Raw genomic sequence first — 11,533 nt, forward strand, 5'->3', positions numbered from 1 at the left:
GGGATTTGACCACGCCCTTGCTCGCTTTTTCGCCGCGGACCGCAAACAGCAGGCCTTTTACTGTGGTAACCTGAGCCTACAGTGTTATGAGCTACGAGAAGGTCGACGTTCCGGAAGACGGTGCGAAAATCACCGTCGAGGACGGCAAACTCAAGGTACCCGACAACCCCATCATCCCGATTATTCACGGCGACGGGATTGGGACCGACGTCGGACCAGCAGCACAGAAGGTGCTGCAGGCAGCCGCGAACGCAACCGGGCGCGAAATCAACTGGATGCGGGTCTACGCAGGCGAGAGTGCTCGCGAGAAGTACGACGAAAACCTTCCTGACGACACCGTCGAGGCAATCAAGGAATTCCGTGTCGCCATCAAGGGCCCACTCACGACGCCCGTCGGCGCTGGCTTCCGCTCGCTGAACGTCGCGCTCCGCAAGAAGCTCGACCTCTACGCGAACGTGCGCCCGACCTACTACATCGAGGGCGTTCCGTCGCCGGTCAAGCACCCAGAGAAGATGGACATGGTCACCTTCCGTGAGAACACGGAGGACGTCTACGCGGGCATCGAGTGGGAAGCGGGCACCGACGAGGTCCAGCAGGTAAAGGACTTCGTCGAGAACGAGATGGGCAAAGAGGGCATTATCCACGACGGCCCCGTCGGCATTGGCATCAAGCCAATCACCGAATTCGGGACCAAGCGCCTCGTCCGCGAAGCAATCGAGTACGCCATCGAGAACGACCGCGACTCGGTCACCCTCGTCCACAAGGGCAACATCATGAAGTTCACCGAGGGTGCCTTCCGTGACTGGGGCTACGAACTCGCAGCAGAGGAGTTCGGCGACGTCACCATCACCGAGGACGAACTCTGGGAAGAGTACGACGGCGAGCGCCCAGCGGACAAAATCGTCGTGAAGGACCGCATCGCAGACAACATGCTCCAGCAAATTCTGACCCGGACCGACGAGTACGACGTCGTCGCGACGATGAACCTGAACGGCGACTACATGTCCGACTCCGCCGGCGCACAGATTGGCGGTCTCGGCATCGCCCCCGGTGCGAACTTCGGTGACAAACTCTGTCTCGCAGAGCCAGTCCACGGCTCCGCACCAAAGTACGCCGGCATGGACAAGGTCAACCCGACCGCGCTCATCCTCTCCGGTCGCCTGATGCTCGACTACATGGGCTGGAAGGACGCCGCACAGCTCGTCCGCGACGCCGTCGAAGAGGCCGTCTCTACGGGCCGCGTCACCTACGACCTGCACCGCCAGATCGAAGGTGGCAAGAAACTCGCGACCAGCGAGTTCGCCGACGTCATCGTCGAAGAGATAGAGAACCTGGCGTAAGCCGATAGACCTTCGATTTTCTCTCTATTTTTCACGCGTAGCGAGCCCTCGGTTTCGACGTACGGGACGGTACGTCCGATTCAGTGCTCTGGCTGCGTCGAAGTCGAGGGCGACAGTCGACGGCAAGGAATAGGAGTGAACAGTCGCTTCGCGGTATCTCACCCCTCCAGCCACGGCACGTCCAGCCGCGGCGGGCTGAAAATATCCACGCCGTCCACCGGCACGTCGCCGCGATTCTCCGCGCCGTGGGGTTCGTCACCGGGAATCACGTAGGACTCGCCGGCTGAAATCGAGCGTTCCTCGCCGCCGACGAGGAAGGTGAGCGTGCCCTTCGTGACGTAGCCCGTCTGTTCGTGGGGGTGGCTGTGTTCCGGGACGGACGCGCCGGGTTCGATGTGGAAGTGCTGGATGCTCATCTTCTCGCCTGCAGCCATCTGTGCGAGGTGGACGCCATCGACGGCTTCGACGATTTCGCTGTCGGAGAGTGACACGGACTCCATAGGCTGAGAGACGATTCCGACGGGCAAAAGCGTGGCCCGGGCGGTGGATTCAATTGCCCTGGGCGAGTGGTGAAGCGTATGTATGCGGTCGTCGGCTGTAGCAACTGTGGCGCGCTGAAAGTCGTCGAGGGACGCCCGAAGACGACGAACTGTCCGAGCTGTGGCAAGCGCCTGCAGTACAAGAAGTTGAAGAAGTTCATCACCACCGACGACCCGAACGAAGCCCGCCAGCACCGCGCGCAGATGCTCGCGAATCGACAGGGAGAGGCAGAGGCCTTCGCCAACGTGGACACCTTCGCCGAGATGGAGACGTACACGGACGAGGCGATGGTCTCTGACGAGGAGTACCTCGAAGGCTCCGGCCTCGACGCGACGGCGATTACGGAAGCGGGCGAACAGGCGACGGCGACCCGTGAGTCGATGAGCAAAAAGGACATCGTGCTCGCGGCGCTCGCGGAACTCGACGCGCCGACAGAGGCGGACGTCGTCGAATTCGCCGAGCAGCGAGGCGTCTCACGGGGCTACGTCGAGACGGCGCTTTCGCGACTCGTTCAGGCGGGCGACGTGAGCGAGAGTCGGGGCGTCTATCGAGTGCTATAGCTGTCCTATCGTCTGCCAGATGGTGACGATGGTGGCGATAATCGTGAGTAGAATCTTCACGAGACGCAGTAAGCGGTAGGCGCGCGATGCCGCCGGCTGGTCGGAACAGGTGTGGTCGGACATGGTTGTACCTCGAGTGGGAACGCCCGCCGGTGCTCGCCGACGGGCGCTATTTTTTCAATTTCGAGAGAGGTACAATAAACAGGAGCCGTAAGCGGAGTGAAAGTGAAACTGGTCAGCGACCCAACTCGGCATGTGCCGAAGACAGGTGTCTCGAGGCCAGAGCAGACAGAAGCGAGAGTTCGCCAGCGAGGGCACCAGTCGCGATTACTTCCGCCAGTGCGTCGGCGTTCGCGCCTGGTGGGTCGCCCCCGCCGCGGAGACCGAGAATGTCGAGGCCCTCCGCCTGCGTCGGGAGTTTCGTCCCGCCGCCGACGGTGCCGACTTCGAGGCTGGCGAGGCTGATGCTCGCGTACAGTTCGTCCTCGCGGGCCTCTGCGGTGACGATGGCGTTCGAGCCTTCGACCACCTGTGCTGCGTCCTGGCCCGTCGCGAGGAACATCGCGGCCACCGTGTTCGCAGCGTGAGCGTTGAAGCCGAGGCTGCCGGCTTTCGCGCTCCCGACGAGGTTTTTGCGGGTGTTGACCTCTGCGATGGCCTCGGGCGTGGTCTTGAATCGCTCTTCGACCAGTTCGCGGGGGATGCGCACGTCCGCGACGACGGTTCGCCCCCGCCCCTCGATGGCGTTGATGGCGGCCGGTTTCTTGTCCGTACACATGTTGCCAGAGAGCGCGACCAGCGAGGCGGGCGTCTCTTCTTCGACGAGGACGCAGGCAGCCTCAGTGGCGATGGTGGCCATGTTCATCCCCATCGCGTCCTTCGTGTCGTAGCCAAAGCGCAGGAAGACGTTGTCCCCGACGACGTACGGCGTGACGTCTACGAGTTCGCCGTGGCTCGTCGTCTCCTCAGCCGCGGCCTTCAGTTTCCCTTCGTTCGCCCGCACCCACTCGACGACTTCGACAGATTCGGCCACATCCTGGACGCGAAACACGGGGGCGCGGGTCATCTTCGACTTGATGACGCGAGCGGTCGAACCGCCCGCTGTCCGGATGGCAGAAAGCCCGCGATTGACGCTCGCGAGCAGCGCGCCTTCGGTGGTGGCTAATGGGAGGTAGAACGTGCCGTCTGCCGCGCCGCCGTGGATGGGGACGGGGCCGGCGACGCCGAGAGGAATCTGAATCGCTCCGACCATGTTCTCGATGGCGGATTTCGCGTCCTCGGCGTCGAAGCCGTAGTCGCCGACCGCGGCGAGCGAAGCCCCAGTCTCGTCTTCTACGTACTGGCGGCGGGCGGCGGCCGCGGTGTCCGCGTCGGCGTGCTGTTCGAGTTCGTGGAGTCGAATCTCCCCGTCACGGACGCGGGCGACGAGGTCTCCGGGCTCGGTCATGTCTCCTGCATATCGGGCCGAGTGCGTAACGATTGCGCTTCTCCCGTAGGCTTTTGGTGTCGGCTCGTGTCACACAGCCTATGTCCTCCGACGTGACGATTCGACCCGTGAAATCGGCAGACGTACCCGCCATCCAGCGGATTGGCCGCGCGGCCTACGAGGCCGCGTACGTGGACATCGTCGGGCAAGACGAGGTCGACGCCATGCTCGCGGCGTGGTACGACGCGGAGAAACTCGAAGGCTACATTTCGAACGAGGAGACGGCCTACTACGTCGCTGAGGGAGACGAAGTAGTCGGCTTTGCCTCTGGTGGGCCGAGCGACGAGATGGGCGAGGGCGAACTCTACGCGATTTACGTCCACCCCGACCACTGGGGCGACGGCGTCGGGACGAAATTGCTCTCCCGCATCGAATCGACGCTCACCGACCGCGGCATGACGAAGCTGCGCCTCGAAGTGTTCGAGGAGAACGACGTAGGGAGGCAGTTCTACGAGGCGCGCGGGTTCGAACGCGTGAGCACCAAAGAGGCGGACCTGTTCACGGGGGCGACCCCGAGCGTGGTCGTCTACGCGAAAGCACTCGCCTAGCCCGACTTTTTATCGCCCCGGCCACTGAGGATTGGGTATGACAGCGGCCGCCGACCTCATTCTCACGAACGGAGCAGTACACACGCTCACGGACCCCGACGAAACGGCAGACGGGGTGGCCATTCGCGACGGACGCATCGTTCGCGTCGACCGGGCCTACGAACTCGACTTTCTCACGGGGACGGAAACGGAAGTCGTCGACCTGGACGGCCGGGTCGTCCTCCCTGGCTTTATCGACGCCCACACCCATCTGAACATGGTCGGGCGACGACTCGTCCACGCCGACCTGGCTGAGGCAGACGGTCCCGCAGACTGCATCGACCTGCTCTCTGAATCCGCCCGCGATGCAGGGTGGATTCTCGGCTACGGTTACGACGAAAGCGAGTGGGACGAATCGCGCTACCTCACCCGCGAGGACCTAGACGAGGTCAGCACCGACCGCCCCGTCGCCGCCTTCCGCGAGGATTTACACGTCGCCTCGCTCAACTCCGTCGCGCTCGACCAGTTCCTCTCTGCGATGCCAGACGAAGACGTGCTCGCAGAAGATGGTGAACCGACCGGCGTCGTCGTCGAATCCGCCCTCGACGTGATTTTCGAGGCGACGGAACCCGACGCGGCGGAGATGCACGACCTGCTCACGGCAGCCCAGCACCACGCGAACGCCCTCGGGGTGACGGGCGTCCACGACATGGTTCGCAACTCGACCGCCCCCGGCGTGTTCCGCGACCTCGAATTGGCCGACGAACTCACGCTTCGCGTCCGACTCAACTACTGGACTGACCATCTGGACGCCGCCATCGAAACCGGCCTCCGGACGAACCACGGTTCAGACCTGGTGCGGACAGGAGCCATCAAATCCTACACCGACGGCAGTTTCGGCGGGCGGACGGCGAAACTCTCCGAATCCTACGCAGACGGCGATTCGACCGGCCAGTGGGTCGTCGAACCAGAGGAACTCGGGACGAACGTGAAACTCGCGAACCGGGCCGGGTTCCAGTTTTGCGCCCACGCCATCGGTGACGACGCGATTTCGGCCGTTCTGAACGCGTACGAGGAACTCACCGAAGACCCAGGGGGTGCACGCCACCGCGTCGAACACGCAGAACTGCTCAGCGACGAACACATCGACCGATTCGCCGACCTCGGCGTCGTCGCCTCGGTCCAGCCGAACTTCCTGCGCTGGGCCCACGAGGGCGGCCTCTACGACTCGCGACTCGGCGAGGAACGACGCCGACAGACGAACCGCTACGCAGACCTCCTCGAGGCTGGCGTGCCCTTCGCCTTCGGCTCTGACTGTATGCCGCTGAATCCCCTGTTCGGCGTCCATCAGGCGGTAAACGCGCCCGACCCTGCACAGCGACTCTCAGTTACCGAGGCCCTCCGCGCCTACACCATCGGGTCGGCCTACGCCGGGTTCGACGAGGACCGACTGGGAACCGTGGAGAACGGAAAGTGCGCAGACCTCGTCGTCCTCGACGAGTCGCCGTGGGAGTTCCCGGAGGCCATCGAGGACATCGACGTGACGATGACGATTGTGGACGGCGAGGTCGTGTACGACGACCGGTAACGCGATTCGACACCGCGTTGGCTGTTGGTTCGGTTCCGCGCGGGCGGAGTTTTATACAGGGACACGACCCACGCAACGTATGGACCGGATTCATCGAATGGCCGTCTCGGGGGTGGTCGCGGTCGGGATGGGCCTGCTCTCGGTTGCCTACCCGACGCTCGCCACAAGTCGGTTGTTCGAACTGCTCGCGCTCATGCAGGCGTCGTTTCTGGCCATCGTCATCTCCGTCTCGTTGCTGTCCGTCCAGATAACGTCGAGTCGGGGTGCGCCGCTGCTTGCAGACCTCTATCGCGACCGCGTGTTCAGTCGGCTGCTGGTTCGCTTTGGGACCTCGATTCTCGTCGCGCTCGCCCTGTTCGGGATGGTTCCACACCTCTCGGGACCGGCGCTGCGAGCGAGCGCCGTCGCGGCGGGCGTCGGAACCGCTGGCTACAGCTTTCTCAGCCTGCTCAAACTGGAGGGGCGGTTGCTCTCCTTTCTCGACCCCGAGCCGGTGCTCACTGACCTCGTCGACCGCGTCTCGTTCGACCGCTACCGCACCTTCGCCACGCGGCGACGTGAGGAGGGACGCGGTGCTCGCAATCCCGCGCTCGAGATCTTCCAGATTGCCCAGACCTCCCTCGACAACCGCGACCACTACGGTGCCTTACAGGCGGTCGCCGCCCTCAAGTCGGCCACCGCACAGATTCTCGCCCAGTACGGCGACGTTGCCGACGCAGAGCAGGTGGCCGCCGCCGGAAGCATCCACAAGCTGTTCGACTACTGGAATCGCATCGCGGTGCAGGCCGTCGAATCCGGCGCGGACGACGTGCTCCACGCCATCGTGGACGCGGAGGTCGAACTCACCACCAACGCGCTCAAAGCCTCGCTCAGACGGCCGGCGGTCGAGGGCGTTCGGTCGCTCGCCTACTTCTGTGGCGTTGCCGCGGACGCCGACCGCCTCGAACCCCACTGCTGGGAGGCACTGCTCTCGTTGCTCGACAGCGCCATCGACGCGAACGACCCCGAAGTGACCAACACCGTCGTGTTGAACATCGCGGACCTCATCGACCGGGTCGATGGCCGGGGCGAACTCGGCGAACCGAACCCCCGCGACGTGCTGCTCGACGGGGTGTCAGAGGCCTGGGTTCGCGCCAAAGCAAAGGGGATGGGCGAGGAGGTGGACGCGCAGTTTGCGTCCATCATCGAGGACTTGCTCGGGACTCACCCGGGAGACGTGACGATAGAAGACCTCCACATGGTGGAAAATCAGGAGACGGCGTCCAGAGTGAAACGCTACTTCGAGTGATTATTCGAGCAACGACGCGCCAGTCATGGCCGCCGGTTTCTCCACGCCGATGAGCGAGAGCAGGGTCGGTGCAACGTTCGCGAGCGTACCATCTGCGACGACGTGACGGCCACCGTCGGTGTTATTTGGCGAGAGATAGATGAGCGGCACTGGGTTCAGGGTGTGCGCCGTGTCGGGGTCGTCTGGCGTCCCCATGTCGTCTGCATTGCCGTGGTCTGCGGTGATGAGGACGTGGCCGCCCGCCTGCTGGATGGCGGCGACGAGGCGACCGAGTTGTGCGTCTACGGCTTCGACCGCTGCGACCGCCGCCTCGTAGTCGCCAGTATGCCCCACCATGTCCGGGTTTGCGTAGTTCAACACGAGCACGTCGGGGTCGTCGGACTCGATGACGGAGATGGCCGTGTCGGTCACTTCCCTCGCGCTCATCTCCGGCTGCAAGTCGTAGGTCGGCACGTCCGGACTCTGGATGATTTTCCGAATCTCGCCGTCGAATTCGACCTCACGCCCGCCGTTCAAGAAGTAGGTGACGTGGGCGTATTTTTCAGATTCGGCGATGCGCAATTGGGTGAGGCCCGCCGCCGCGAGCACCTCGCCGAGCGTGTCTTCTGGCTGGTTCGGCGGGAAGGCGACGGGTACGTCGAAGGTCTTGTCGTACTCCGTCATCGTGACGAGATACGTCTCCGGTGGGTGCGTCTCGAACTCCCACTCGGGGCGGATGGCCGCGAGCATTCGAGTCAGTTGCCGGCCCCGGTCAGAGCGGAAGTTGAAGAAGATGACCGAATCGCCCGCTTCGAGGGCGGCTCCGCCCTCTACGAGCGTTGGTTCGACAAATTCGTCTGTGTCCCCCCGCTCGTAGGAGGCTTCGACGGCCTGGACGGCGGAGGCAGCGGTGTGCGGGGCGTCCCGGTTGACGATGGCATCGTAGGCCCGGCGGGTGCGCTCCCAGTTCTGGTCGCGGTCCATCGCGTAGTACCGGCCCGTGACGGTGGCGACGTGCCCGGTTCCGGCCTGTTCGACGTGGGTTTCGAGGTCGGCAAGGAACTGGCGGCCACCCTTCGGTGCGGTGTCCCGGCCGTCGGTGAAGGCGTGGGTGACCGCTTCGACGCCGCGGGCTGCGGCGATGTCGATGAGCGCGTGGAGGTGCGACTGCGCGGAGTGGACCCCGCCGTCGGAGACGAGGCCCATGAGGTGGACGCGCCCCCCGGATTCCTCAGCACGGTCGAACGCGGCCTGGATGGCGTCATTCGTCGCGAACGACCCGTCCACGATGGCGTCCTCGATTCTCGTAAACTCCTGCATGACGACCCGCCCGGCCCCGATGTTCAAGTGGCCGACCTCGCTGTTCCCCATCTGACCGTCTGGGAGGCCAACGCGGCGGCCCGAGACCGTCAGTTCGCCGTAGGCTCCAGTCGCTTTGAGTCGGTCGAAGTTCGGCGTGTCCGCGCCTCGCACGGCGTCGAGGCGGTCGTGGTCGCCGATTCCCCAGCCGTCTAAGATGATGAGCGCCCCGTTCATGTGCGTGGAATTTCGGGCCAACCTAAATAGCCCTCTGGTCGGCGAAGGGATAACGCGTCTCCTGACGTACACGTCTCCATGGTGGGGCGCCAGCGATGCTAATCGAGATTCTCCTCTTTCTCGCCGGCCTCGCGATGCTCGTCTACGGGGCGTCGCGGGCGGTGGCCGAAGCCAGCAATCTCGCGCTCTACTATGGTGTTTCGCCGTTTTTCATCGGCGTGACGGTCATCTCCATTGGCACGTCCGTCCCCGAGATGGTCACCTCCATCGTGGGGGCGCGACTCGGGGCGGGCGACATCGTCGTCGGCAACATCGTCGGATCGGAGATCGCCCAGATAACCCTCGCCATCGGCATCGTCGCGCTGATTGCGCCCATCGTGGCCACCCGCCGAGAGGTGCTCGTCTACGGCGGCGGAATGGTTCTCGCGATGGTCATCATGATACTCGCCGTCGACGACGGACAACTCACCTTCTCTGAGGGCGTGTTGATGATGCTCGCGTACGTCGAGTTCATCTACATCCTCTACTCGAACGTCGGCGGGGCGGAGATTGCAGAGGAGACGGTCGAACGGCAGACCCCGCGCCAGACCGTGCCCTGGATTCTCGCCGGTCTCGTCCTCGTGGTTGTCGGCGGACAGGTCATGGTCACGAACGCCGTCGAACTGGCGCGACTGGTCGGCATCTCCGAGTACCTCATTGGCCTGCTCACAGGGCTCGGAACGACGGTCCCGGAGATTACGGTCGCCGGAATCGCCGCCTACCGCGGTGACGGAGGGATTTCGGTCGGGGCTCTGCTGGGAAGTAACATCACCGACCCAGTGTTCTCCCTCGGTGTCGGCGCGCTCGTGGCCACCGTCCGCGTGGACTCGGTGGGGATTTCGACGTCGCTCACCTACATGCTCGTCGTCTCGATACTCGTCCTCGCGCTCATGTACTGGCGGCGCGGCCTCGGGCGGCGAGAGGCCATCGTCTGCCTGCTCCTCTACCCGGCGAGCCTCCTGCTCTCGTGACGAATACCCGGTGTTTTTCGTCCGGGGTGCAGATGAAGCGGATATGACCCTCGACCCGGTTCACTTCGACGGCATCGCCGACCTGGCCCGCCGGATCGAGCAGGACGTGGACGCGAGCGACCACCGGGCGTTCGCAGAAACCGTCTGGAACGAGTTCTTAGACCCCCTCTGGGACGGCACCACGAAAGTCTTGGAACCGCTCGACGAGGTGGCCAGAAAGCGCATCGACGTCGCCCAGGTCGCCCTCTGTGACGACGAGTTCGAGTCCTGCCACGGCATCGACTCGGGAACCATCAACCCGACGACGTTCAAAAACGGCCTCGTCATCGACGTCGCCCAGGCGGCGATGAGTGCGGTTCCCTCGGACTTAGACCTCCACCGCGCCCGGACGATGGTCGCCACGGTCCACACGAACGACGCCGCGGGACGGTTCGACGAGGAGTGGTCGATGTTCGACGAGGGGTACAGTCGCGCCCGCCTGTTCCAAGTTCCTCGGGTCAATCGCTACGAGGGAGCGGTCGTTCACGCACTCGCCCTCTACCTCGCAGAGAGCAAACACGCCCTGACGCAATCTGACGTCGTCTCTGACTTGCTCGTCTTAGACGGCCCCATCTACCCGAAAGGCCTGCTGAACTGGGAGAACCGCGACCCCGAACTCAGAGACCTCCTCATCGAGGACAAACGACCCCGCGACGTGGTCGCGAACTACGTCGAACTCGTCGAACGGTTCGCAAATCGCGAGGTTCCCCTCATCGGGTTCGTGAAAAACTCCTCGACGAAGGCCATCACCAACGCCGTCCGGGGGAAGGCAGAGGCTCCGTGGGTCAACGACGCCGCGTTCTTCTCGAAAGTGCTCGAACGCCGCGAGGACGGCGAGCGGCTCACCGACTGCCTCACGTTCACCAACTGGTTCGTCTCGCGGGGTGGGTCCGACGGGATGTTTTCGGCGTCGGGCGACGCACTCAACATCGAGCGAAACCTCGACCCCGAGCAGTACGAGGTGACGTTCTTCATCGTCTACGACCCGAGACAGGACCTCGTCTACAAGGTCGAAGCACCGTACGCGTTCACTCGCGACGAAGACTTGCGCGAGCGCCTCACGATGCACGTGCTCTGCGAGGTCGCGCGAAATCGCGGCCCGCCGAAGGTCATCGACAAGGCAGACGAACTCGCCCGCATCAACCGTCAGGAAAAGGAGTCGCTGAAACAGAAACTCGAACGAACCTTCGACGCGGACCGCGAGCGTACCTACGACGACGTGCGCTGGGGTCTCGACTACTGATCTTCGGGTCTGACTTTCGAAATCTCGATTTCGACATCTCCAGAGGAGAGCCCAACGCGGGCGAACTGGGTGCGGAGGTGTTCGCGGGCGGCGCGAATCGCCTCCTCGCGGGTCTCGAACCCGTGGGGCGTCGGGGCTTCGAAGGCGACGCGGCGCTCCTCGTCGTTGATTTTCTGCACTTGTCCGCCGCTTTCGACTTCGTAGAAGGAGTCACAGACCCAGACGTAGGGCGCGCCGTCGTCCGGCGCCCCACGATATTTTGGCGGACGCTCACCGCGCTCGTACAGCGTCCCGGTCAGCGTCGTGCCGCCAGCGTGCCCGCGAATGAGAAGCATAGAACATGCTAGGTTCTCTAGACGTAAAAGGGAGGCGCGGTGGGAAACGGGTTTGTGGGACC

At 64.0% G+C, this 11,533-nt stretch carries 12 protein-coding genes; 7 read left to right on the top strand and 5 right to left on the bottom strand.

Annotated features, from left to right (window positions below; all coding sequences use genetic code 11):
* The first annotated feature begins 86 nt into the window (after positions 1-86).
* Complete coding sequence (gene icd / locus P0648_RS14730; protein WP_276246505.1) at positions 87-1,340, top strand: isocitrate dehydrogenase (NADP(+)); 1,254 nt, start codon at positions 87-89, stop codon at positions 1,338-1,340.
* A 158-nt stretch (positions 1,341-1,498) separates the two neighbouring features.
* Here icd and P0648_RS14735 read toward each other — a convergent pair whose 3' ends face one another.
* The gene (locus P0648_RS14735; protein ID WP_276246504.1) at positions 1,499-1,840 is read right to left on the bottom strand and encodes a cupin domain-containing protein; all 342 of its coding nucleotides are present in this window, start codon (positions 1,838-1,840) and stop codon (positions 1,499-1,501) included.
* 78 nt (positions 1,841-1,918) lie between these two features.
* Between P0648_RS14735 and P0648_RS14740 the strand changes: the two genes are divergently transcribed.
* Entirely contained in the window at positions 1,919-2,440 is a 522-nt protein-coding gene (locus P0648_RS14740; RefSeq protein WP_276246503.1) for a DUF5817 domain-containing protein, read from the top strand.
* Here P0648_RS14740 and P0648_RS14745 read toward each other — a convergent pair.
* Together P0648_RS14745 and hmgA are read right to left on the bottom strand one after the other, a co-directional pair.
* Complete coding sequence (locus P0648_RS14745) at positions 2,435-2,563, bottom strand: hypothetical protein (RefSeq protein ID WP_276246502.1); 129 nt, start codon at positions 2,561-2,563, stop codon at positions 2,435-2,437. The genes P0648_RS14740 and P0648_RS14745 overlap by 6 nt on opposite strands.
* 112 nt (positions 2,564-2,675) lie before the next feature.
* Positions 2,676-3,887: a hydroxymethylglutaryl-CoA reductase (NADPH) gene (gene hmgA, locus P0648_RS14750; protein WP_276246501.1), complete on the bottom strand. Its 1,212-nt coding sequence runs from the start codon at positions 3,885-3,887 to the stop codon at positions 2,676-2,678.
* An 80-nt stretch (positions 3,888-3,967) separates the two neighbouring features.
* On the opposite strand from hmgA, the gene P0648_RS14755 reads away from it, so the two are divergent.
* From P0648_RS14755 to P0648_RS14765, 3 genes are all read left to right on the top strand, one after another.
* Positions 3,968-4,474, top strand: a complete 507-nt coding sequence (locus P0648_RS14755; RefSeq protein ID WP_276246500.1) for a GNAT family N-acetyltransferase — start codon at positions 3,968-3,970, stop codon at positions 4,472-4,474.
* Between the two features lie 37 nt (positions 4,475-4,511).
* A complete protein-coding gene (locus P0648_RS14760) occupies positions 4,512-6,041 on the top strand; it encodes an amidohydrolase (protein ID WP_277504499.1) in 1,530 nt (509 codons plus the stop codon).
* Positions 6,042-6,120: 79 nt separating this feature from the next.
* On the top strand, positions 6,121-7,329 hold the full coding sequence (locus tag P0648_RS14765; protein ID WP_276246498.1) for a hypothetical protein: 1,209 nt from the start codon (positions 6,121-6,123) through the stop codon (positions 7,327-7,329).
* On the opposite strand, the gene gpmI is transcribed toward P0648_RS14765, so the two are convergent.
* Positions 7,330-8,844: a 2,3-bisphosphoglycerate-independent phosphoglycerate mutase gene (gpmI, locus tag P0648_RS14770; protein ID WP_276246497.1), complete on the bottom strand. Its 1,515-nt coding sequence runs from the start codon at positions 8,842-8,844 to the stop codon at positions 7,330-7,332.
* Positions 8,845-8,939: 95 nt separating this feature from the next.
* Here gpmI and P0648_RS14775 point away from each other — a divergent pair, with 95 nt between their 5' ends.
* Together P0648_RS14775 and P0648_RS14780 are read left to right on the top strand one after the other, a co-directional pair.
* Positions 8,940-9,854, top strand: coding sequence for a sodium:calcium antiporter (locus tag P0648_RS14775; protein WP_277504501.1), 915 nt, complete (start codon positions 8,940-8,942; stop codon positions 9,852-9,854).
* A 43-nt stretch (positions 9,855-9,897) separates the two neighbouring features.
* Positions 9,898-11,136, top strand: coding sequence for a DNA double-strand break repair nuclease NurA (locus P0648_RS14780; protein WP_276246495.1), 1,239 nt, complete (start codon positions 9,898-9,900; stop codon positions 11,134-11,136).
* Here P0648_RS14780 and P0648_RS14785 read toward each other — a convergent pair.
* The gene (locus P0648_RS14785) at positions 11,130-11,471 is read right to left on the bottom strand and encodes a hypothetical protein (protein ID WP_277504502.1); all 342 of its coding nucleotides are present in this window, start codon (positions 11,469-11,471) and stop codon (positions 11,130-11,132) included. The two genes, P0648_RS14780 and P0648_RS14785, sit on opposite strands and share 7 nt — an antisense overlap.
* Positions 11,472-11,533: the final 62 nt, after the last annotated feature.

It is taken from the genome of Haladaptatus sp. DYSN1, assembly GCF_029489995.1.
Taxonomy (GTDB): domain Archaea; phylum Halobacteriota; class Halobacteria; order Halobacteriales; family Halococcaceae; genus QDMS2.